The sequence below is a fragment of the Pradoshia sp. TA40_28 genome (genome assembly GCF_059694525.1).
On the sequence record NZ_JCATZO010000003.1, the window covers coordinates 61,499 to 85,388 of the forward strand.

Annotated in this window: 22 protein-coding genes; 4 read left to right on the plus strand and 18 right to left on the minus strand. The window is 38.3% G+C overall.

Annotated elements, in window-relative coordinates:
• Window position 1: 1 nt before the first annotated feature.
• The 11 genes from AC58NB_RS04430 to gpr form a co-directional block, all read right to left on the minus strand.
• The gene (locus AC58NB_RS04430; protein WP_497425619.1) at window positions 2-748 is read right to left on the minus strand and encodes a 16S rRNA (uracil(1498)-N(3))-methyltransferase; all 747 of its coding nucleotides are present in this window, start codon (window positions 746-748) and stop codon (window positions 2-4) included.
• Window positions 749-954: 206 nt separating this feature from the next.
• Window positions 955-1,893, minus strand: a complete 939-nt coding sequence (gene prmA / locus AC58NB_RS04435) for a 50S ribosomal protein L11 methyltransferase (protein WP_497425620.1) — start codon at window positions 1,891-1,893, stop codon at window positions 955-957.
• A 22-nt stretch (window positions 1,894-1,915) separates the two neighbouring features.
• Entirely contained in the window at window positions 1,916-3,037 is a 1,122-nt protein-coding gene (gene dnaJ, locus AC58NB_RS04440; protein ID WP_497425621.1) for a molecular chaperone DnaJ, read from the minus strand.
• A gap of 156 nt (window positions 3,038-3,193) precedes the next feature.
• Window positions 3,194-5,017, minus strand: coding sequence for a molecular chaperone DnaK (dnaK, locus tag AC58NB_RS04445; RefSeq protein WP_497425622.1), 1,824 nt, complete (start codon window positions 5,015-5,017; stop codon window positions 3,194-3,196).
• 36 nt (window positions 5,018-5,053) lie between these two features.
• The gene (gene grpE, locus AC58NB_RS04450) at window positions 5,054-5,575 is read right to left on the minus strand and encodes a nucleotide exchange factor GrpE (protein ID WP_497425906.1); all 522 of its coding nucleotides are present in this window, start codon (window positions 5,573-5,575) and stop codon (window positions 5,054-5,056) included.
• Window positions 5,576-5,698: 123 nt separating this feature from the next.
• Window positions 5,699-6,733, minus strand: coding sequence for a heat-inducible transcriptional repressor HrcA (gene hrcA, locus AC58NB_RS04455; protein WP_497425623.1), 1,035 nt, complete (start codon window positions 6,731-6,733; stop codon window positions 5,699-5,701).
• A gap of 103 nt (window positions 6,734-6,836) precedes the next feature.
• Complete coding sequence (gene hemW / locus AC58NB_RS04460) at window positions 6,837-7,967, minus strand: radical SAM family heme chaperone HemW (protein WP_497425624.1); 1,131 nt, start codon at window positions 7,965-7,967, stop codon at window positions 6,837-6,839.
• Between the two features lie 97 nt (window positions 7,968-8,064).
• On the minus strand, window positions 8,065-9,900 hold the full coding sequence (gene lepA / locus AC58NB_RS04465; protein ID WP_497425625.1) for a translation elongation factor 4: 1,836 nt from the start codon (window positions 9,898-9,900) through the stop codon (window positions 8,065-8,067).
• Window positions 9,901-10,055: 155 nt separating this feature from the next.
• Window positions 10,056-10,388, minus strand: a complete 333-nt coding sequence (locus AC58NB_RS04470; RefSeq protein ID WP_497425626.1) for a DUF3679 domain-containing protein — start codon at window positions 10,386-10,388, stop codon at window positions 10,056-10,058.
• 19 nt (window positions 10,389-10,407) lie between these two features.
• Window positions 10,408-11,586, minus strand: coding sequence for a stage II sporulation protein P (gene spoIIP / locus AC58NB_RS04475; protein WP_497425627.1), 1,179 nt, complete (start codon window positions 11,584-11,586; stop codon window positions 10,408-10,410).
• 70 nt (window positions 11,587-11,656) lie between these two features.
• Complete coding sequence (gene gpr / locus AC58NB_RS04480; protein ID WP_497425907.1) at window positions 11,657-12,748, minus strand: GPR endopeptidase; 1,092 nt, start codon at window positions 12,746-12,748, stop codon at window positions 11,657-11,659.
• A gap of 262 nt (window positions 12,749-13,010) precedes the next feature.
• Between gpr and rpsT the strand changes: the two genes are divergently transcribed.
• On the plus strand, window positions 13,011-13,277 hold the full coding sequence (gene rpsT, locus AC58NB_RS04485; protein ID WP_497425628.1) for a 30S ribosomal protein S20: 267 nt from the start codon (window positions 13,011-13,013) through the stop codon (window positions 13,275-13,277).
• Between the two features lie 143 nt (window positions 13,278-13,420).
• On the opposite strand, the gene AC58NB_RS04490 is transcribed toward rpsT, so the two are convergent.
• The 3 genes from AC58NB_RS04490 to AC58NB_RS04500 all read right to left on the minus strand — a co-directional run bounded on the left by AC58NB_RS04490 (window position 13,421) and on the right by AC58NB_RS04500 (window position 16,305).
• Window positions 13,421-14,182, minus strand: coding sequence for a hypothetical protein (locus AC58NB_RS04490; RefSeq protein WP_497425629.1), 762 nt, complete (start codon window positions 14,180-14,182; stop codon window positions 13,421-13,423).
• Between the two features lie 312 nt (window positions 14,183-14,494).
• Window positions 14,495-14,647 carry a hypothetical protein gene (locus tag AC58NB_RS04495; RefSeq protein ID WP_497425630.1) on the minus strand — a complete coding sequence of 51 codons (153 nt, stop codon included), beginning with the start codon at window positions 14,645-14,647 and terminating at the stop codon, window positions 14,495-14,497.
• Between the two features lie 170 nt (window positions 14,648-14,817).
• Window positions 14,818-16,305 (minus strand): MFS transporter, encoded by a 1,488-nt coding sequence (locus AC58NB_RS04500; RefSeq protein ID WP_497425631.1) that lies wholly within the window; start codon window positions 16,303-16,305, stop codon window positions 14,818-14,820.
• A gap of 217 nt (window positions 16,306-16,522) precedes the next feature.
• Here AC58NB_RS04500 and AC58NB_RS04505 point away from each other — a divergent pair, with 217 nt between their 5' ends.
• Window positions 16,523-17,806, plus strand: a complete 1,284-nt coding sequence (locus tag AC58NB_RS04505) for a glycoside hydrolase family 18 protein (protein WP_497425632.1) — start codon at window positions 16,523-16,525, stop codon at window positions 17,804-17,806.
• A gap of 68 nt (window positions 17,807-17,874) precedes the next feature.
• Here AC58NB_RS04505 and holA read toward each other — a convergent pair whose 3' ends face one another.
• Window positions 17,875-18,885: a DNA polymerase III subunit delta gene (holA, locus tag AC58NB_RS04510; protein ID WP_497425633.1), complete on the minus strand. Its 1,011-nt coding sequence runs from the start codon at window positions 18,883-18,885 to the stop codon at window positions 17,875-17,877.
• 306 nt (window positions 18,886-19,191) lie between these two features.
• On the opposite strand from holA, the gene AC58NB_RS04515 reads away from it, so the two are divergent.
• Complete coding sequence (locus AC58NB_RS04515; RefSeq protein WP_497425634.1) at window positions 19,192-19,326, plus strand: YqzM family protein; 135 nt, start codon at window positions 19,192-19,194, stop codon at window positions 19,324-19,326.
• Window positions 19,327-19,374: 48 nt separating this feature from the next.
• On the opposite strand, the gene AC58NB_RS04520 is transcribed toward AC58NB_RS04515, so the two are convergent.
• From AC58NB_RS04520 to AC58NB_RS04530, 3 genes are read right to left on the minus strand one after another with little or no spacing between them, the layout of a single operon-like run.
• Window positions 19,375-21,711, minus strand: a complete 2,337-nt coding sequence (locus AC58NB_RS04520; RefSeq protein WP_497425635.1) for a DNA internalization-related competence protein ComEC/Rec2 — start codon at window positions 21,709-21,711, stop codon at window positions 19,375-19,377.
• Entirely contained in the window at window positions 21,677-22,246 is a 570-nt protein-coding gene (locus AC58NB_RS04525) for a ComE operon protein 2 (protein WP_497425636.1), read from the minus strand. The genes AC58NB_RS04520 and AC58NB_RS04525 overlap by 35 nt, the downstream gene beginning before the upstream one ends.
• A 46-nt stretch (window positions 22,247-22,292) precedes the next feature.
• Window positions 22,293-22,940, minus strand: coding sequence for a helix-hairpin-helix domain-containing protein (locus AC58NB_RS04530; RefSeq protein ID WP_497425637.1), 648 nt, complete (start codon window positions 22,938-22,940; stop codon window positions 22,293-22,295).
• 85 nt (window positions 22,941-23,025) lie between these two features.
• On the opposite strand from AC58NB_RS04530, the gene comER reads away from it, so the two are divergent.
• Window positions 23,026-23,856 (plus strand): late competence protein ComER, encoded by an 831-nt coding sequence (comER, locus tag AC58NB_RS04535; protein WP_497425638.1) that lies wholly within the window; start codon window positions 23,026-23,028, stop codon window positions 23,854-23,856.
• The last annotated feature ends 34 nt before the right edge of the window (window positions 23,857-23,890 follow it).

The window sequence follows — 23,890 nt, forward strand, 5'->3', positions numbered from 1 at the left end:
TTCACCTCGCTAATTCTAATTGATAAGATATGGCTGACAAAGCGTATAAAGGCGCCGTTTCTGTACGCAAAATACGAGGGCCAAGACCGCATGTTTGAAAGCCGTTTTCTAAAAGTAGATTTATTTCTGCAGAATCCAAGCCACCTTCAGGGCCAAATACAATGATAAGCGATTGTCCAGGGACCATCCTTCCAATCGTATTAACCAATTGAGCTGCTTCCCCTTGCTTTGCATCCTCTTCATAAGCTACCAGCTTATAATCATAAGCCTTGGCAAGGTCAAGCAACCTGCGTAAGTCTACAGGGTCAGATATCTCAGGGATTTCTGTCCTATGAGATTGTTCTGCAGCTTCTTTCGCTATTTTCCGGAGACGTTCTGTTTTTTTTCCAGCTTTTTTAGAATCCCATTTTACAATAGAACGAGTTGCATTAAAAGGGATAAAGGAATATGCACCCAGTTCTGTCCCTTTTTGGATAATCCATTCTAGTTTATCCCCTTTAGGCAAACCGTTCACAATGGTTACATGTATCGGCAATTCTTTTGATTCCTCTATCCAATCTATGATGCGGCCAGTCAGAGCTTTTTCGTGAATGGATTCTATTTTAACGATCGCCGTCTTTTGATCAATCACCACATAAAACGTATCTCCCTCAGACATACGCATTACCCGGGTCATATGGTGAAAATCATCTCCGGTTATCGTTACTTCGTATTGATTATCTAATTTCTCGATAAAATATCTCTGCATGGCCAGCACCTTTCTGTCCTTTAAAATCAATAGTGTCTAAGGTATTACTTCAAAAAATTCACATAGGCATCAGCCTACTCAATGCGAATCTGCTGGAGACTTATAACTTCATTTCAGTCGGAGTTTAAACTCCGACTGAAATGTTTATCAGATTCCTTACATTCAACTCCATGACATTCCCTAAAGGCGGGAGATGAATGCTTTATTCAAGATTTACGAGCTGTGATAGAAACCCAGTCTTCCATCGTCATAACGTCTTCAATTACGAGTCCGGATTGCTTAATAGCTTCTTCTACTTCATGACGTTTTTGTTGGATGATACCGGATGATATGAAAGTACCACCCGGTTTAAGCACTCTGGCTACATCATCTGTACAACGAACAATGATTTCAGCTAAGATATTGGCTACCACAATATCGGCTTCAAAATCAATCCCTTTTAAAAGATCATTTTGTTTGATCGTAACCTTATCATGGACTTTGTTTAATTTACAATTCACACGGGCACTATTGACAGCGACTTCATCTAAATCAAGAGCCAAGATTGAATCGGCTCCAAATTTAGCTGCCGTAATGGTGAGGACACCTGAACCTGTTCCCACATCAATAACCTTCATACCTGGTTTGACCGTTTTTTCAAGCGCTTGAATACAAAGTACAGTTGTTGGATGTGTCCCCGTACCAAATGCCATACCAGGATCCAATTCAATGATTTTCTCATCCGTGTTGACTGGAGTATATTCCTCCCAAGTTGGGACAATAGTTACCTGTTCAGAGACCTTTACTGGATGGTAATACTTTTTCCATGCAGTAGACCATTCTTCCTCATTAACCTCACTGATTGTTACTTCGTTATGACCGAGATCGATATCATATTTGATCAAATTATTGATAAGATCTTTGATCCCATCTACTGTGTCCCCAAGGAAACTTGTGACAGGAAGATAGGCTTTTACAATTACGCCTTCTGTAGGAAAATCAGCAGGATTCAGTTGATAGATTTCTCCGAATACATTCTCCCTTTCACGAACCAGTTCAAGCGGATCCTCAATCACTACCCCACTTGCCCCAGCCTCATGTAATATATTCGATATTGGTTCGATCGCTTCATTTGTTGTATGAATACATAATTCGGACCATTTCATCTTCTACCAACTCCTACCTTTATTATTCACCTTTTATTGCTCTTTTCACTTTCGCAAAGAAACCTTCATCATTTTCATCCAATTGACCATGACCACTGATTTCTGCGAATTCGCGAATTAGTTCTTTTTGTTTATCGGATAATTTTGTTGGTGTAACAACTAAAATGCGGATATGTTGATCACCCTGTCCATATCCTCTTACATTTGGAACACCTTTTCCTTTTAAGCGGAAACGAGTACCTGTTTGTGTCCCCGCAGGAACTTTCAGCTTCACTTTGCCATGCATGGTTGGAACTTCGATCTCATCACCCAACGCAGCCTGCGCAAAAGTAATTGGCATTTCACAGTAAATATCGTCTCCGTCACGTTCAAAGAATTCATGCGGTTTGATTTGGAATACCACATATAAATCTCCTGAAGGTCCGCCATTAATACCAGGCTCACCTTTACCAGGAACGCGCAGCTGCTGACCATCATCTACACCGGCAGGCACTTTAATTTGAATTTTATTGCGTTTTTTCACAACGCCTTTACCATGACAAGTACCACATTTATGTTTAATAAATTTACCTGTACCGCTACAGTGCTGACATACTCTTCGATTGACAATACGTCCGAATGGAGTATTTTGCTCTACATTTAATTGGCCTGTACCATTACAATGTGTACATGTTTCGGGTTTTGTACCAGGTTTGGCTCCGGATCCTTTACATGTATCACATTCTTCTTCTTTTGGAATTTCAATGGTTGTTTCTGTACCAAACACAGCCTCATCAAAAGTCAGCGTCATTGTATATTGCAGATCTGCACCTTGACGCGGTGCATTTGGATCTCTTCTTCCGCCTCCGCCAAAGAAGGAATTGAAAATATCTTCAAAGCCGCCGAAGCCTTCAAAGCCGGCTCCGCCTCCGCCAAATCCCTGTGTAGGATCCTCATGACCAAATTGATCATATCTTGCTTTCTTTTGGTCATCGCTTAACACTTCATAAGCTTCCTGAATCTCTTTGAATTTATCCGCTGCATCTGCTTCTTTATTGAGGTCAGGGTGATATTGCTTGGAAAGGCGGCGATATGCTTTTTTCAACTCATCCTTCGAGGCATTCTTGCCAACCCCCAACACCTCATAATAATCCCGTTTGCTCATTCCTCACACTCCTGATTCTATATAGTCCGTCGTTTCACATAAAAAACATTTTACCACTTGACTTAGCCGTGGCGCAATATAAACAAAAAATGGCGAATCCGTTAAAAAAAGCCAAAGTCAAGGCTAGCCTGACTTTGACTTTTTTACGTTCAATGATTATTTTTTGTCGTCGTCAACTTCAGTAAATTCTGCATCTACGACATCATCAGCCTTACCAGCACCATCTTGGCCTTGTTGTTCTGCAGCTTGAGCAGCTTGCTCATATAGTTTCACGCTAAGAGCTTGTACAATTTCTTGTAACGCTTCTTTTTTCGCTTTCATTTCCTCAAGATCATTTTTCTCAATTGCTGCTTTTAAAGCATCCTTAGCTTCTGTTGCTTTTTGAACTTCAGCTTCGTCAACTTTACCTTCAAGATCTTTAAGTGTTTTTTCTGTTTGGAATACTAAAGCATCAGATTCATTACGTAACTCTGCTTCTTCCTTACGTTTCTTATCTGCTTCTGCGTTTTCTTCCGCTTCTTTAACCATACGTTCGATTTCTTCATCACTTAAGCTTGTAGCGGATTGAATCGTAATCGCTTGTTCTTTATTAGTGCCTAGATCTTTAGCACGTACATTAACGATACCATTATTATCGATATCAAATGTTACTTCAATTTGTGGAATACCACGTGGTGCCGGTGGAATATCAGTCAATTGGAAACGGCCAAGCGTTTTGTTATCTGCTGCCATTTGACGCTCACCTTGAAGAACATGGATATCAACGGCTGTTTGGTTATCAGCTGCTGTAGAGAAAATTTGAGATTTGCTTGTTGGGATTGTTGTATTACGGTCGATTAAACGAGTAAATACTCCACCCATTGTTTCAATACCAAGAGATAAAGAAGTTACATCAAGTAATACAACATCTTTAACGTCACCGGAAATAACTCCACCTTGGATAGCAGCACCCATAGCTACCACTTCATCAGGGTTTACACCTTTATGAGGTTCTTTACCAGTTTCTTTTTTAATAGCTTCCTGAACAGCAGGAATACGCGTAGAACCACCAACTAAGATAACTTTATCGATTTCAGCTGGAGAAAGGCCTGCATCGCGAAGAGCCTGACGAGTAGGTCCCATTGTTCTTTCAACTAAAGAAGCTGTAATTTCATTAAATTTCGCACGTGTTAACGTTATATCCATGTGTAATGGACCAGCTTCACCGGCAGTAATAAACGGTAAAGAAATTTGTGTGGATGTTACACCGGATAAATCTTTTTTCGCTTTTTCAGCAGCGTCTTTCAAACGTTGAAGAGCCATTTTATCTTTAGAAAGATCAATACCATTTTCTTTGCGGAATTCTTCGATTAAATATTCCATTACAGCGTTATCGAAGTCATCTCCACCCAGGCGAGCATCACCAGCTGTGGAACGTACTTCAAATACTCCATCACCCAACTCAAGGATAGATACGTCAAAAGTACCGCCACCAAGGTCAAATACTAGGATTTTTTGATCTTCATCTGCTTTATCTAAACCATAAGCAAGTGCAGCTGCTGTTGGTTCGTTGATAATACGCTCTACTTCTAAACCGGCAATACGGCCAGCATCTTTAGTTGCTTGACGTTCAGCATCATTGAAGTAAGCAGGAACAGTGATAACTGCTTTTGTTACTTTTTCTCCTAAGTATTCTTCAGCGTAGGATTTTAAATATTGAAGGATAATCGCAGATACTTCTTGTGGAGAATAGTCTTTTCCTTCGATATTTACTGTATAGTCAGTACCCATGTGGCGTTTAATGGAGCTGATTGTATTTAAGTTTGTAATAGCTTGACGCTTTGCTACTTCCCCAACTTGACGTTCTCCGTTTTTAAAGGCAACAACGGATGGAGTAGTTCTATTACCTTCAGGATTTGGAATAACTTTTGGTTCTCCGCCTTCTAATACGGATACACAAGAGTTAGTCGTTCCTAAGTCAATACCAATAATTTTGCTCATTTACTTTTACCTCCTATAATATGTAGCACTGTTTGTTTATTGATTCACTTTTACCATTGCTGGACGAATGACCCGGTCTTTTAATTTATAGCCCTTTTGGAATTCTTCCACAATAATATTTGAACCATATTCTTCGTTATTATCCTGCATAATTGCCTGATGAACATGAGGATCGAATTCTTTACCTACGGATTCTATTACCTCTACACCCTCTTCTTGCAAGGCCGTTAAAATACTAGTTAAAACCATATTCATACCTTGCAGGATAGGCTTAGTTTCATCGGTTTCTGTTGTACTTTGAATCGCTCGATCAAAGTTATCGATAGCAGGCAATAGATTAGTAACAAGAGATTGTGCTCTGTACTTTTGCGCTGCTTCCGCATCTAACTTGACACGGCGGCGGTAGTTTTCAAAATCTGCATAAAGGCGAACATATTTACCTTCAGCTTCTTGTAATTTCTTTTCAAGTTCAGCTACTTTGCTATCCCCATTATTTTCAGAAGCTTCCTCAACGGTTTCACTTGTTTCAGCGGTTTCCTCTGAGGCTGTATCATTCATTTCATTTTTTCCTGCTTCATCAAAAATCTCTTCAATTGTTTCATTTTTATTTTCAGACACTGCTTCTCACCTCCCTGAAAGTATTGATGTATATACGTTAAAGCAGTATTACTACTATTACCGTTACTTTTTATTTTGATACTGTTTTGTCAGCATCTCAGTTAAATCATTCGAAAAGAATGATAATAAACTCATTACTCTGGAATAATCCATACGAGTGGGACCAAGAATTGCAATTGTTCCTAAATTCTCGTCTCCAATGGAATAGGTTGTACTGATAATACTGCAATTTTCGAGCGCCAGATTATTATTCTCGGTGCCGATTCTCACATTAATTCCTTCTCGTGTTTTGCTAACCAGGTCATACAAATCTCTTCCTTGTTCCATAATATTGAAAATTGCCTTCACTTTTTCAATATCATGAAATTCAGGTTGACTGAGCATATTCGCTTTCCCACCAAAGAACAGTTTTTCATTCTCAGGTAATTGCAATGAAGTTGCTAACATTTGTAGAACCATATCGTAATTTGTAATATGCTGTTTTAATAAAACAGCCACTTCCCTGAATATCTTATCTTTGAGTTGCAGCAAAGGTACACCGCTCAATCGATCGTTCAGGATATTAACCACTCTCTCCATTTCATTCATATCAAATCCAGGAGGAAGATGAATCATTTTATTTTCAACATGACCAGTATCAGTCACGATGATCGCAATTGCCTTAGTTTTATCAAGCGGTACAATTTGGATTCGACGTAAGTGGTTCTCTAGAACAGCAGGTCCAAGCACGATTGCCGTGTAATTCGTAATTTCCGATAGAATACCGGCCGAACGTTGCACAATTTTTTCTAACTCAAATAATCTCTCTTTAAAAACAGATTTAAGCTTTAGAATATCATCCTTTTGTAGCTGCTGCGGTGATACAAGATGATCCACATAGTACCGATACCCTTTTTCAGAGGGAATACGCCCTGAAGAGGTATGTGTTTTTTCGAGATACCCCATTTCCTCTAAATCAGCCATTTCATTTCTGATTGTGGCAGAACTTAGTGAAATACCTTCTTTTTTGGAAATATTTCTGGACCCCACAGGTTGGGCGGTAGAAATAAAATCATCGATGATCACCTGTAAAATTGCCAGTTGTCTATTTGTTAACATCGATAATCACCTCTGTTAGCACTCTTTACTGCTGAGTGCTAAGTCTATAAATAAAGTATCAAAACCGTCGTTAAGTGTCAACGGTTATGATTATGTTTTTTAACTATAATAAAAATGCTTGAAATACTTCATTACCCATTAATTTACCGGACTGGGTTAATTTAATTCTTCCATCCGAAAGCTCCAATAATCCCTGCATAATCATCTTGTTTATTGTTTCCCCAAATACATCGTTTATGTCTGCAGAAAATCGTTTTTGGAACAATTCAGGGGAAACCCCCTCCATCTTCCTCAGTCCCAAGAACATTTCTTCTTCCATTTGTTCCTTACGTGTTACCGTAATTTGTTCAATAATAGGCTTCCTGCCATCCTCTATAGCATTCATATATTTCTTCAATGGTCCATGATTATGATAACGGACAGCTTCCAGGTATCCATGTGCACCTGCACCAAGGCCATAATACTCTTCATTATTCCAATATACGAGGTTATGTCTGCTTTCATATCCTTTTCTTGCAAAATTGGATATTTCATATTGACTATAGCCAGCTTCCTCTAATCGTTGCATCACGTATTCATACATTGAAGCTTCAGCATCCTCACCCGGCAAGGATAATTTGCCTTTATTGAGCATAATATAAAATACCGTCTTCGGTTCAATGATTAAAGAATAGGCCGAAAAGTGAGGAAGATCTAACTTTAAAGCCCTGTCAATTGTATCTTCCAGGTCACCTAGAGTTTGTCCAGGCAAGGAGTAAATCAGGTCAATGCTAATATTTTCAAACCCTTCTTCTCTCGCCATGTCAATCGTTTCATACACATCTTTCACATTATGTGCACGGCCAATCTTTTTCAATAATTCCTCATTGAATGATTGCACACCTAAACTTAGTCGATTAACACCAGCTTCCTTCATGATCCTTAGCTTCTCTTTTGATAAATCACCAGGATTAGCCTCAACCGTGTATTCATAATCAGCACTTAGCTTTATTTTTTCCTTCATGGAAAACAGCAATTGTTCAAGCTGTGAAGGTTCCAAAGCAGAGGGTGTACCTCCTCCAATAAAAACAGTGGACAAAGGTTCATTTTGAGACAAATCATATAAATCCATTTCCTTTAATAAGGATTGGATATATCCATCCACTGGCTGATTTTGAATAAAAAATTTATTGAAGTCACAGTAGTGACATATTTGTGTACAAAATGGAATGTGGAGATATAAACTTTTAACCAATTCCAACACCCCTTTCTTATTTCAGCGAAAAACCGCTATACCTATCATAATAAAATAGAGGCCAGAACAAAAATGTCTGGCCTGCTCATTTGATATTTTATTTTTTCGAATTGGAGTCATCCATCTTCAGAACAGCCATAAACGCTTCTTGTGGAACTTCTACAGAACCAACTTGCTTCATGCGTTTTTTACCTTCTTTTTGTTTCTCCAATAATTTACGTTTACGTGAAATGTCTCCACCGTAACATTTTGCAAGTACATTCTTCCTCATTGCTTTAATTGAAGAACGCGCAATAATTTTATTGCCGATTGCAGCCTGTATAGGCACTTCAAATTGTTGTCGAGGAATAAGCTCCTTCAACTTTTCTACAATAATCTTACCACGTTCATACGCAAAATCTCTATGAACGATAAAGCTCAATGCGTCAACGGTTTCACCATTTAATAAGATATCCATTTTAACCAGTTTAGATTCTTGGTAGCCAATTAACTCATAATCAAAAGAAGCATATCCTTTTGTATTTGATTTTAATTGATCAAAGAAGTCATAAACAATCTCGGATAATGGAAGTTCATAAATAATTGTCACGCGGTTCTCATCAGCATATTGCATATCGATGAAATTCCCACGCTTCAATTGACATAGCTCCATAATCGCACCGACAAAATCATTTGGTGCCATCAAGGTAGCTTTTACATATGGCTCCTCAATACTTTCAATCTTTTGTGGATCAGGCATATTGGATGGATTATCAATATTAATCTCACTGCCGTCTGTCATTTTAACCTTATAAATTACGCTCGGAGCTGTCGTAATCAAGTCAATATTAAATTCACGTTCAATTCTTTCCTGGATAATTTCCATGTGCAATAACCCTAGGAATCCGCAACGGAATCCAAATCCAAGTGCTTGGGAGGTTTCAGGTTCATATTGCAGAGAAGAATCATTAAGCTCTAATTTTTCAAGCGCTTCTCGTAAGTCGTTAAATTTTGCAGTATCAATTGGATATAAACCGCAATAAACCATTGGATTCATACGGCGATATCCCGGTAATGGTTCTGTCGCGCCATTTTTGGCATTCGTGATTGTGTCCCCGACTTGTGTATCGCCGACATTTTTAATTGCCGCAGTCAGGAATCCAACATCACCCACTGTTAATTCATCGCATAATGTTGCTTTTGGAGTGTGGACACCCACTTCGAGAACTTCAAATTCCTTACCAGTTGCCATCATTCTGATTTTATCGCCTGGTTTAACCGTTCCCTCCATTACACGAATGGATACAACGACTCCACGATAGGCATCATAAAGTGAATCAAAGATCAATGCTTTTAAAGGAGCCTCTGGATCACCCGTTGGAGCAGGTACTTTTTCTGCAATTTGTTCAAGAATTTCTTCAATCCCGATACCAGCTTTTGCAGAGGTAAGGACAGCTTCTGATGCATCCAGACCAATCACATCTTCAATTTCACCTCGAACACGTTCCGGATCTGCACTCGGCAAATCAATCTTATTAATAATCGGCAAAATCTCTAAATCATTGTCTAAGGCCAAATAAACATTGGCCAAGGTTTGTGCTTCAATTCCCTGTGCAGCATCGACCACTAACACAGCGCCTTCACAGGCAGCCAAACTTCTGGATACTTCATACGTAAAGTCTACGTGTCCTGGAGTATCAATTAGATGATAAATATATTCTTCACCATCTTTTGCCTTGTATTTTAATTGAACAGCATTCAATTTGATTGTAATTCCGCGCTCTCTTTCCAAATCCATAGAGTCAAGAAGCTGGTCCTTCATCTCTCTGGACGTTAGAGCATTGGTTTTTTCTAAAATTCTGTCCGCTAAGGTCGATTTCCCATGGTCAATATGGGCAATAATCGAAAAGTTACGGATCTTGCTTTGTCTCTTTAGCCGTTCCTGATTATTCATTCTGTTCACTCCTGTTACTTTCAAACACAGATATTACTGATTATAGCAGAAAAAAATTCAAACCGTAAACGGTTTAGGAAAAATGAGGGGAATTAAATACAAATAAAGAAAGCTCGCGGAGTATAAAAGCGGTCCGTACGAGCTCTATTCACTCATTATTCCTCTGATATAATGTCGGCCATTCCTTGGAATAGACCAGTAAAAGCATTAGATATTCCTTTCCCCGCACTCGATAAAACATTAAATGCTTTCCATTCTTCCATTTCTTTCTTCTTTTCTTCCAGGTCAGTTGTAGATACCTGGTTTCCAAGAACAGTGGCATTAATCTCTCCATCCTCCTGTTTATCGATTGTAAAAGCTTCATACATTTTGGGGTCATCATACCCTTGCATTTTTTTCATATTTTGATTAGCCAATTGCATTCCCAGTATGACCCCGAAGAGAAGGAGAAAAAAAAGCATACTTACTTTTAAAATAAATTTACCCATCTCAAGCAATCTCCTTTACTTATTCTGCCACTTCCCCCTGTACAGACTCGGCATTCCAATAGTGCTCAGCCAATGCACCCGCCAATACGTCCATTGATGCATTTAATTCATTTAATGTATTGTCTACTCCGCCAGCTTCCACTAACATTGCATTTCCAGATAAATCCTGATTAAACTTTCCATTCGTTCCTGCGCCTCTTTTTTCAAAGACCCCGCGGCTTAAACCGGGATATTTCTCGGAGATTTTCTTGTGTATTTCCTTAGCCAGCTTTAAGTTCTGTTCATAATTAGGGTTTTCGCCACCAATAATGAAGCATAATCTAGCATATGCTTTGCCATCGATCGTGACGGTCGTCACTTTTTTTCGCTGTGAATCACGATGAACATCAATAAAATATTTGATATTTTTATCCGTGGCTATTACTTCTTCCACCAGATTTCGAGCTTGGCTGTAAGAACTTCCATATTGCAGCCCTTTCTTGTTCAATATGGCATTAACATCCGTCTTATCTACCTTTGACAGAATGCCTTTCGCTTCCAAAGACTTTTTCAGTTTTTCACCCACAAGCGTTACATTTGCTTTCGAATGAAAGGCTGAATCAGGATTAGTTACTCCTTTTAATAAAGGAAGGTACGATTCTCTTGTATGTGAAAAATAAATATACATGACTTCTTCTTTTGTTTTTTGTAGAGGAGATTGAGATGGATTCGTCTTTTCAGGCTCTTCTTCCTTTACAATCTCCTCAGTCTCTGTATCTTTTTCCATAGCTTCCTCTGATGGACCAGATTCAATTGGCATATTTGTATAATTGGTTCCTTCGCCTGCTACTAATATTTCTCCATCGAACAAGGAATATCCCGGTAACTCATGACCTAGTAAACTGCGCGGATCATTCAATGAAATATTTGTTAAAGATTGAAATATTTGAGTCGTAACTGAATCCGTTTCTTCATCTGGGTAGGATTGTAGGAAATACATATTCCCTTTCCCTAAATATTTGTACAAGAATTTCCCTGGAACTTGTCCGGCTGCTTCATTAACCGAATCGGAGCTAGGTCGATATTCCGGTTTGAGTGATGTCAGTAATCCAGTTATCAAAAAAAGTACAATCATTGTAATAAGAATGAAAATGATTAAACGAATAGTGGTGGCTGCTTGAAGTGCTACTACGAAAAAACTAGTTTTTTTGGCTTTCATGGTTCCACCCTTTCAGGAAGCATTCTAGTAAATTGTATGCTTTGATAGAGTAACTAGAACCATAACTAGATTAATGTGTGTAATAGCCCGTATTATCTTGATTTATTGCCTCATGTAATGCCGCATTCATTCCATTAGCTATAAGATTTGCCATTTCTTCTATGAATACATCGACTTCCTTTGGCGTAACCATTAAATTATGTCCCAAAGGGGAAAGCACTTCACGTATCAGCATTCTCTTTTCTTCATCGGAAAGTGTACCTACAATACCAAGAAACGTCTTTTTGTGCTCCTCTTCAGGCAAATCTTCTTCCGTTAATTTACGTTTCTCTCCAAAAGTCATCCCAGCTGGAGTAAGAGCACGAGAAGGACGGTCTCCTTCTTTTAACTCTCGTCCAAAGTGTTTCAAAATATAATCAATCGTATCTGAGGTGATGGATACGGCATCCACTACTGTCGGTACACCGATTGAGATAACCGGTACTCCCAATGTTTCCTTGCTAAGTTCTTTCCGCTTATTACCCACGCCGGATCCGGGGTGAATCCCGGTATCTGTAATTTGAATCGTTGTATTTACACGCTCTATCGAACGAGCGGCCAACGCATCGATTGCAATGATAAAATCTGGCTGTATATTTCCTACGATCCCTTTGATAATATCGCTTGTTTCAATTCCCGTAACACCCATAACTCCCGGAGATATAGCGCTGACCGGACGAAACCCTTTGGAAACAGCTTCAGGTTGAAATTTAAAAAGGTGTCTAGTCACAATCAGATTATCCGTCACCGTCGGCCCTAGCGCATCTGGCGTTACATGCCAATTTCCCAACCCAACAACAAGACAATGCGCTTCTGAGGTTAATCCCATTCTTTCGATTAGATAAGCCAGTTGTTTAGCAAATACAGCTTCCACTTTTTTTTGGAGCTCGGAATCCTGTTCACGAATCCCCTGAACTTCCATAGTTATATAAAAACCCTCTTTTTTCCCTACTTGTTTTTCGCCTTCTTTTGTTATTTCAACATGCGATAATTTAATTCCGTCCATTTCTTTCTCTTTTAAAATGACTCCTTCAATATTAGATTTGTTCGGAGCATCTGAGAGTGGAATAGCCAGTTCACGTGCCTCTATAGCTAGATCTGTCCTAACTTGATACTGACTCATATCTAAATCTTTATTCAAACGATTACCCCCTGTAATGATCTATAAGAGGTATTTTTACCTTATTACTTCTTTCTCATTCTTTTAATTATGTAAAGATCCCATGCTTAACAGGAAAAACCATTTATTCTAATGGTTTTTTTCGATTTGATGCATCTGAGTATTGCATAAAGACATACATTTTGATAGAATATCATATGTTGTGAATGTTATTTGATTAGAATATCGAGTTGACATAATCTCGGTTCTTCTGGAGGTGAATAGAATGGCTAATATCAAATCAGCTATTAAACGCGTTAAAACTAACGAAACTGCTAGAGCTAACAATATCGCTCAAAAAAATGCAGTACGTACAACCGTTAAAAAAGTAGAAACTGCTATCGCTACTAACGATGCTACTACTGCTAACGAATCTATCGTTGCTGCTGTTAAAGGACTTGATAAAGCTGCAACTAAAGGCTTAATCAGCAAAAATGCTGCTGCTCGTAAAAAATCTCGTCTAATGAAAAAAGTAAACCAACTAAACGCTTAATGAAACGTACCCTCTAGAGGGTCGTTTTTTTTTATGTCATATGATGAAAAATATTTACGTACTTCAAAACAGAATCCAGCAAGGATAACCCGCCTTTTATATAACAAAAACCGCCTATCATTAGGCGGTTTAATACTTTATATTCAATTATTCTCCCCTAATTCATCAAATATTCCAATCTTAAACTTCACTTTTCCATTGTCATTTTCATACACATCTAACACAAACATTTTGTAACTGCCGTAATTTTCATCAAAGAAATCTCTTGCGCTTTTTGGCATATAACAAATTTCCTCAAAGCCTATTTCTAACGTGTCCTTTTCCTTCTCAAAATCATGGTCCATATTTACTTCATCACCCACGTTATAGATCTCTGTAATGGCATATTCATCCTTATGCGTGACAGTGAATGTTTTAACGGGTTTATCGTCTTTGTAATAGTCCCATTCCGTTCTATCAGCTTCATTACAATAGTTGCATTTTCTATAGCCCATTTTCTCTGCCTCATCTATTGTTGTTACTTTCCAACCCTCAAAATTTTCTTGATATTTTGCGGGCCAGTTTTTAAAACAATTAACGTGTGTATGATAAGTTTTTCCGCCGTCAGATATCAAGCAACTATGGGTGTCATTAAGTGTTAAGTTAAGATTATATTCCTTAGTAGTTCCATCAGGAATTGTAACTGTAACGGTTTCTTGTTTCGGCTTTTCAATCGGCTTTAATTGTTCAACAGGTTTAACGGGCTTATGCTCTTGTATTACGGTTTCACCCTGTGTAGTTTCTAGTTTCATTGATTCAGTATCAAGCTCCGTTTGTTGATTTTGATTTACTGCGCGTTCTTTTGAGCGCTTAACATATAGATAAGTAACCAAACCCAAAAACAAAAGTAAAATAACTCCAAGCATTTATAACATCTCCTCGAATATAATCAGACTGAAAAAGCGATTCTGTTATTTATTATTGCTTATTATATCGAGTCTTATAAGTTCTTTTATATAGCCCTGTTTGTTTGATACTTGGTTAAGCTTTACCAATCAAAAAATCAACCACTCCAATTATAGGTCCAATATAAAAAGGCACCAATTTCGTCTTTTTTTGCAGTATTTTATATCCTTTTTCTGCTAACCTAACCCTTCGTATTATCAGGTTGACCAAGGTAATTGGTTGACCTTATATTGTTGTTCTTTCAGCTTTTTAAAATCTTAATAACTTTTACACTATGGACGTTCGTTTCTCTTTTTAATCTCATCACTTATCTCCATCAAGGTAAGCAAAATTAAGAAGAGCATCATAAAATTAACTAGTTCTCCTGTAAAAAATGCCAATATAGCAATCAACGAAATCCAAAGCCAGAAGTATTTTCTGTTCATAAGACCCATCCCCATTTTTCTTTATTAACTTTTAAATTCGACACTAAATAAGCAACATCCTTCTTCCGCTAAATGCCCGTTAGTTAAAGACAACTTATTTAATATAAAATCTAAGCTTTTTAGGCGTATAAAAAAACAGGAGCCTGACAGCTCCTGCTTAAAGATTCTATTTATCCCTCAACACTCTCTTTTACAGTATCCGATTTCGGTTGCTTTGCCTGCACATACATAACCATTGCACAAACAAGCAGGATAACTCCAATTAAGCTGAATTGCACCGTTATGGAAACAGGTAGTAGACCAAGACCTGAAGATCCAGCCACAACCCCTAATGAAAATAACGCATAAAAATAGCCATATGCCTTTCCACGCATCCTCTCAGAAGTCGATTGAACCAATAATGAATTGATGGCAGGAAATAAGAAAGCAAATCCTACCCCATATAAAACCATGATAGAATAAAGGCCAATTAATTCACTTGATTGTCCCAGTAAAACTTGGCTGATTCCTAAGCATGCCAATCCAATCGAAAAACTGACTAACGGTGGAATTCGATCAAAGAATTTATTCGTCGGCAAGATAAATATTGCAACAGCCACCACTCCAAATATACTCATTAACGTACCGCTTAACCGTGAACTATAACCTAGTACATCAACGTGTAAGGGCAATAAATAGGCAAGGGCCCCTTGCGAAAACATTAAAAAGAATGCTCCCGTATAAGCTTGTAGGATTCCTTTATTGAAGATGAGTTTTTCCCTATTCTCCGCTTTATGCTGTTTCGATCCAGCACGGGTTCTCAAGAACAACAACGTGGCAAGCAAAAGAACAATCCCAACTACAGCAATGGTTGTAAAAACAAATGGCACGGATGTCTTGCTGGCCATAATACCGCCATACGCAGGGCCGCAAATGGCTGCCAATCCAATAAATGAACCTGTCACTGCACTTTGACTTCCCTGTTTCTTACTATCCATTTGGTTCGCTAAGTATGTAAAAGCAGCAGGTACAATTAATCCTCCAAGAAAACCATGAAGGAAACGCACGACAATCAGTCCAGGCACATCGTTTACGAAATTATAAAGCAGTAAAGAAACGCTTGTTGTAAGCAAGCCTGTACATAGTACAATAAAAACTCCATATTTATCCGTAAAAATTCCCGAAAGTACATTCCCGAAAGTATTGGTCAATGAATACATTCCCACAACAAATCCTGCCACCATTACACTTGCTCCAAGTGAGGTAGCATATGTACTCATAACTGGTAGCTGTGTAAATAGATCAATAAACGTAAACATAATAATGGCATATACAATCCACAACTTTGGAAAGGGCTTTACAGTGTAAAATGATTGATTCTTTTTCAACCAAACATCAAAATAAAAATTACCGAACGGGATGAACGCAACTAATAGGGCCAATAAAGACCACCCAATATTCCACTGTATACGAATTTGGGTATAAGCTATAGCTATTAAATATCCTATAAATATCCCACCATGAATGGAACCGGCAATCGTGACGGCAAAAGGCAAATCCGCCCAATATTTAAGCGGCATAGCTATTCCCAATAACACGAGTAACGAAATCCCGTCTATGATTCCCAAAATCCGTAAAAAGGTAATTGGGTGTAATATGATATTCTTCTTACTCAACATGACTTCACTCCTCAACGATGCAACAATCTATTCATTAATAAAATTATAATCTATTCGTTATACTAAATTGAATTAATTCGCAAACTTTCAAGTTAAAAACGTGAACAAATAAAGAACTTTCTGTTTTCTATCTCACTAGCGCCAATAGCCATTTTGGTTATTCTTATTCCTTTCTCTACATACATTGAATAAAGAGACACTGAAAGGAGAATAAGGAATGCAAATACATGTTGTCAGACAAGGAGAGAGTGTTTATTCCATTGCGCAGACCTTTAACACGACAGCCGAACAGATTATCTCTTCAAATGACTTAGAAAATCCAAATGATTTGGTTATAGGTCAGGCACTTGTTATCCCGATTACAGGGAGCTATTACTTTGTGCAGACAGGAGATAGCCTATATACAATTGCCCGGAGGTTTGGTACGACTGCTCAACGACTTGCAGAAATAAATAATATTTCTTTAAACACGCCATTAACTGTCGGGTTGAGACTGTATATCCCTCCAATCCCTAGACGCGAAGCTGAATTTAATGCCTATGTGGAACCAAGAGGAAACACTGTTTCCCCCAATTTGGAACAACAAGCAAGGATTGCAGCACCTCATCTTACATACTTATCGCCATTCAGCTATCAAGTTCAACGCGACGGTACGTTAAAAGCCCCTCCCTTGGGTGAATTTCCGACGATTGCTCGGGAAAATAATAACGTACTGGTCATGGTCGTGACCAATTTAGAAAATGATGCATTCAGCGATGAATTAGGTGCACTTATTTTAAACAATACGGATATTCAAAATAAATTGCTTTCCAACATTGAAGATACTGCCAGAGCTCAAGGATTTAGAGATATTCATTTTGATTTTGAAAGTCTTAGAGGTGAAGATCGGGAAGCTTATACAAACTTCTTAAGAAGGGCAAAGGAAAGATTTTCACCGCAAGGATGGCAGGTTTCAATTGCGTTGGCTCCAAAAACAAGTGCAACCCAAACAGGTAAGTGGTATGAAGCACATGACTATAGGGCGCAAGGAGCAGTAGTAGACTGGGTTCTAATCATGACGTATGAATGGGGTTACAGCGGCGGACCTGCCCAGGCAGTTTCTCCAATAGGCCCTGTTCGCCAGGTACTTACTTACGCAATTTCTGAGATTCCTTCACGAAAAATAATGATGGGACAAAATTTGTATGGGTATGATTGGACACTTCCGTTCGTACAGGGCACCACGGCCAGAGCGGTATCACCCCAGCAGGCAATTGACATTGCACGGCGGAATAACGCACGTATTCTATATGATAATAATGCACAGGCTCCCTATTTTAGATACCGGGATGCAGACGGGAAAGAACATGAGGTTTGGTTTGAGGATGCCAGGTCCATTCAAGCCAAGTTCAATCTTGTAAAGGAATTGGATCTACTGGGGATGAGCTATTGGAAATTGGGATTATCATTTCCTCAAAACTGGCTTTTACTAGAAAATAACTTCATAACCGTTAAAAGATAGAATTATCCATACAAAAAGGTATCATGCAATAGCATGATACCTTTCGCTTTTTACCTGCTCGATCGTATTTAAGATTTTAATATAAACAATTCTAAAAGGATTTCTTTATCTCCGGCGCCACTCTTCATTCTAAAGTCAAGTTCGGCCAATTCAGCCAGAGCACGCATAAGCTTCATTTCAGAAAAATCATTTACACGCTTCAAGGCAAGTTTAACCGGATAAGGACTCATTTTTAATTTAGAAGCGATTTGCTGGGCACTATATCCTTGGCCCGATAACTTTTTCACCTGCAAAATAATTCGATATTGGCGAGCGATCGCAGCCAGTATTCGAATAGGCTCTTCTTTTAATATCAATAGCTCTTTGTATAAAAGAATAGCTTCTTTTTTCTGACCATTCATAATGTAATCAACTAGATCAAAAACATTCTGGTCAAAGCTTTTCGGAACAAGTTTGTTGACCATTTCCTTGTCAATTTCCTGTTCGACAGTCGCATACAAAGCAAGCTTTTCCAATTCTCCGGCCGCCATCATTAAATGGTTCCCGGTCAAAGATAATAAGGTTTCCACCGCTTCAGGTGAGATTTTCACTCCCAAAGATTTAGCATTTGCCATTATCCATTTAGATAATTCCTTTTCATATAAAGGTTTCGCTTCCAGGACGGCGGAATTACGTTTCAATTCCTTCGTTATTTTCTTACGCTCGTCCAGTTTTGGATATGGAGCAATAAAGATGGCAATCGAAGTTGGTGAAGGATTGGTCAAATAACTTTCCAATCGCTTTAAATCATGATCCACCTTTTCTTTTTTTCTTTCAGCCGTCAAAAATGTAGGATTATGTAAAATAACAACCCTGCGCTCCCCGATGAATGGTAAAGTCTCCAATTCCTCTATGGCTAATTCTACAGGAGTTTCCTCTAAATCAACTGTTGCCAAATTGAACTCTGCTTCATCCGCTGATAAAGCATGCTCACAGATTAATGCTTTTGTCTTTTTTATAAAATAATCTTCTTCTCCATATAATAAATAGACAGGACTAAACCGTTTACTTTTAATTGTATTCCATAAATCTACTACCACAATAATCGCCTCTGTTTATAATTTGCTCCTTTCATCCTAATCGTAGCCATCCATTTTGACAAGTATTACAATAGGAACCGGAAAAAATTAACCGGTTCCCAAAATCTATATCAACGCCTTCTTGCCGGTCCCGGAATGCCAAACAAGAAAGCGAAAAAGCGCTATAGATCAACCTCAACTCAAATTTTTCTTTTTTTATGAAATATCTATTTGTAAAATATAAGGATAAATTTATATAAATTTGGATATTGTGGATTTTTTTACCCAAATGTTCTATACTGAAAAAAGTAGTCGGGGGGTGGATTAATGAACGAGTTTGAAAAGAATGTACAATCAAAGACAAATGACGTATCAGATTCCATCGTGGGATTTGTTGTATCATTTGGTTTTTTCGCTACAATGTTTATTGTCGCCATGGTTATACAATTAATCGGTAAATAGTTCATTTTTCAGGCGGCCTCTTGGCCGTTTTTCATTTCTTAGCATATTCTATGGCCTTTGAGTAGAAAGCGTTCCTTCTTTTTTTACCTTATACTTATACTGAATGCTGCCCTGCATATCCGTTCTGTAAATGCTAATTTCTTCATTATTAAGTAACTCAATGACTTCCTCATGCGGGTGCCCAAAACGATTATTCCTACCTGACGATATCACAGCTATTTTTGGATTAACCGCTTTTATAAACTGTTCTTTAGAAGAGTTTCTGCTGCCATGGTGGCCCACTTTTAATATATCCGCTTTCAATTCCGTCTTATTTTCTAGAAGAATGCTTTCACCGGGTTCTCCCAGATCTCCGACAAACAACCAATCTATTTGATTGATGTGCGCTTTTATAACAACTGAAGACTCATTCTTTTCTTCAACTTTATCTAACGGCGAAATAATGGTGAAGTTAGCGTCCCCTGTACTCCAACGCATCCCAGCTTGGACTTCTTTAATGGGGATTTGATCATTAATTGCTTCTTTTATGATATCCGTCTCCAAAAACTCCTTACGTTGTTCAAATGGAATCAAAATCTCCTGAACCTCCAATGCTTCTGCGATAGCTAGTGCGCCTCCTACATGGTCTTGATCCGCATGTGTAAGGATTAATTTATCAATCACCTTAATCCCTTTACTTTTTAGAAATGGCAAAATAATATCTTCTCCAGGATCGAACTGCCCATTTTGCAAGGCCCAATCCTCTTTCCCAAACAAAGTGGCTCCACCTGTATCAATAAGATATGTCCCACCATTTGCAGGTAATTGAATGAAAATAGAGTCTCCCTGCCCCACATCTAAAAAGGTTATCTCCCCTTCCTTTGAAAAACGTTGATCATTATATTGATAACAGAGTAATAGAGACGTAATCAGGCAGACTGTGAATAGCCATTTCGAACGGATCTCTATTACAATTAAAATGGTTACAAAACAAAGTACGATTAATGCCAAGATTAGATTGGGAGGTTTTCCAAATAACAGCGTCGTAACAGGGAAAGCAGACATAAACGCAGTAGATTTCTCCAATAAATGATAGATAGAGTCCAGCAGCAGCAATGCAGGTTGAGATAGAACACCCAAATGAACAAACAAATAAACCCCAATGGTTAGCGGAAACAATAAATAGGTAAACAATGGAACATAAATCAAGTTGGAAAGGAAGCCAATGAGGGAAATTTCATAAAAATGATAGAGGATAATTGGAAGGGAAATCATTTGGCATATTGCCGTCATAACCAGCAGATTTACAACAGGTGAATGATACCTTCTCTGAAAAATTCTAGTTGAAAGTATCAAACCATACGTCAGCAAGAAAGATAGCTGAAAGCCTATTTGGAATACTTGAAAGGGGTTTATGAGTAAATAGCCCATTAAACAAATCGTTATTGTTTTAAAAGCCGTCAAACGCAATCCGAAAAATTGACCGAACATAAATACGGCAGCCATTACGCATGCTCTGACAATCGACGCTGATAACCCGGTGATGACCGCATAAAAAGGGAGTAAACAAGCCAGCAATAAGTATGTATGGCTACGAGTTAAACCTAACCGTAAAAAGACGTAAAATAAAATAGCTGTCACTAACGCAACTTGCATTCCAGATAAGGCTAATATATGAACAATCCCAAGCTCTTTAAATTGATTATATAAATCCTCCGATATATCCGCCTGTTCTCCAAATATAAGCGCTTTAGTAAAGCTGGCGGAGGTACCTGAATACAACTGGTCAATTCGCTTTAACTCACCCTCTCTCATTTGAGCCAGTTTCACAAACAAATTACTGTTTTCTCCGGAAATATCTTCTTTATTCTCTATATCCAATATCCAATGGGCTCTATTAAATCTTAAATAGTTAAAAAAATCAAATCCATTCTCAACTGTCGCATGAGTTGGTTTTTTCAGTTTACCGGTTACACGGAAGGTTTTACCGGTAAGAACCATATTATTAAGTTCATTTGCCTCATCTTCATGATTCAATCGATAGGTAATCCAGATATTTTCCTTATCTGAAAGTTTTGCGAGGCCGCTAACACGGTCCCCATTTATTTCAGGATAGGAAGAAAAAGTGATTTGGAGTTGGGTTTCTTTCCCTGTCAAGAGACTGGTATTTGTATGGTTCCAATAGGAGCTATGCGCGTAGAAAATAGCGAAGATAACAAACAGGATTATAGAATGCTTAATCGAAAATCTTTTTAGGATAACACAAAATAAAAGGACCAGTAAAAGAAAGAAGAATTTATTGAAATAAATGGGTGCTGTAACCGCTGAAATAGTGATCACAGCACAATAAAATAAAAATCGATTGCTCATATCAGTCAAATTGCGGGAATAAATGGGCCGTCTCATCCATATAACGAGCAATTTCCGAGTCAGAAGCGCCTCTTTCTTTCAGCTCATTAATCAGATCCATGACAAAGTTCATTTTCTTTGTATCATGGAAATCAACCCATTTTTCATCGACAATTACTTGTTTAACGAGTACACCTGCCTGCTCAAATAATTCTTCAGCATATGGATGATTCTTATAGGCTTCCGCATAATAAATTGTTTTAATTCCAGCTTGGATTAAAGCTTTGCAGCATTGCAGACAAGGAAAGTGCGTAACATAGATTTCTGCACCCTCAGTTGGTACGCCAAATTTAGCACACTGTAATAAGGCATTCATCTCAGCATGAATGGTCCGAACGCAATGATTGTCAATAACATAACATCCCTCATCCACACAATGGACACCGCCGGCAATGGATCCGTTGTATCCACCGGCAATAATACGATTATCTCTTACGACTGTAGCTCCTACCATTAATCTCGTACATGTACTTCTTAATGCGAGTAAGTGGCTTTGCGCCATAAAATATTGATCCCAAGAAATACGTTCCATCTCTCTCTCCTCCAATGAACTTTCCTACACTTTAACAAAAATTTAATTACTTTACAGTTATTAATTCCTTTAGCTTTTCGAATGTTTTATCTCCTATACCTGTCACTTCTTTTAAATCTTCCACATTTTTAAATGACCCAAGCTCTTCTCGTTTCTGCAAAATAGCAGTCGCTTTGCTTGGACCAATTCCCGGAAGTTCCTGCAATTCTTCAGATGTCGCTTTGTTTAAATTTATTGTACCATCTGTTTGATCCGCTGCAACATTTCCGGAGCTTTCCGCTACCGTTTGATTGGAGGTATCCACCTGTTCTCCTTTAGTTGGAATATAAATGACCATCTCATCTTCAACAAGTTGTGCCATATTCACTTGTTTACTATCAGCTTCATTTTTAAATCCTCCTGCCTTTTGAATAATATCTGTCACTCGATCTCCTGTTATAAACTCATACACTCCAGGTTTTTGTACGGCGCCTTTCACATCAACCTTATAAGTATTAATTACTTCAGGCTCTGCTGTCGTGAGCTTTTCAGCTTCCTCATTCTTTACTTCACTTTCTTCCGTCCAATTGATTGCACTTTCCGGTTGCTCTTCCTCGGATTGTGTATTCCAAAAAAAGAGTGCTCCACAGGCTACTCCTGCTCCTGCTAGCAAAATTCCATTTCGGCGGATAAACTGTACGATTTGATCATTCATTTATTTTACGCTCCTCTTCATAATTATTTGTTGTTTGCATAAATTGGTTAGAAGATCAGGATATTCTTTCATAAGGAGGGGTTATATGATTACCGGTATTATTGGCACTGGTAATATGGGGACCATCTTGCTTCAAAGCTTTATTGAGTCTTCTGCAGTGAGAGCACAAGATTTACTAATATCGAACCGAACTCTACATAAAGCCCAGTCCTTGGCTGCTGGATTTCCGGGAATTAATGTGTCCCAATCAAGTAGTGAACTTGCAAAAGAGGCTGATTTACTATTTTTATGTGTAAAACCACACGAAATGTTTCCCTTAATTAAGATTCTTGAACCTCATTTAACATCAGAGAAATGCTTAGTATCCATCACAAGCCCAATCTCCATTAAGCAATTGGAAGCTACCGTTCCCTGCTCTTGTGCTAGGTTTATTCCATCCATCACAAATCGAGCTCTAGCAGGTGCGACACTTCTGACATTCGGTGAATCCTGTAGTCCATCGTGGCGGAATCATCTACAGAATATGGCATCTGTTATTTCAAAACCCTTGGAAATTGATAACGACTATACACGAGTTTCTTCTGACATTGTAAGTTGCGGACCGGCATTTTTCAGCTTTATTGCAAGGCAATTCATTGAAGCAGCAGTCGACCATACGGGAATAAGCACTGAGGCAGCCACCCAATTAACCGAATCTATGCTCATTGGGCTCGGCGAATTATTGTCACAAAAGCACTATTCGTTACCTGCTTTGCAAGAAAAAGTTTGTGTTAAAGGCGGAATTACGGGTGAAGGAATCAAAGTATTAGAGAATGAGTTAGGTGATGTTTTTAAACATGTCTTCCAGGCTACACATCGCAAATTCGAAGAAGATTTAAAGGGGATTGAAAAACAGTTTGGGGCTTCATACTATTAATTAATTCTAACAAGGTTTATAAATATCCTTTACG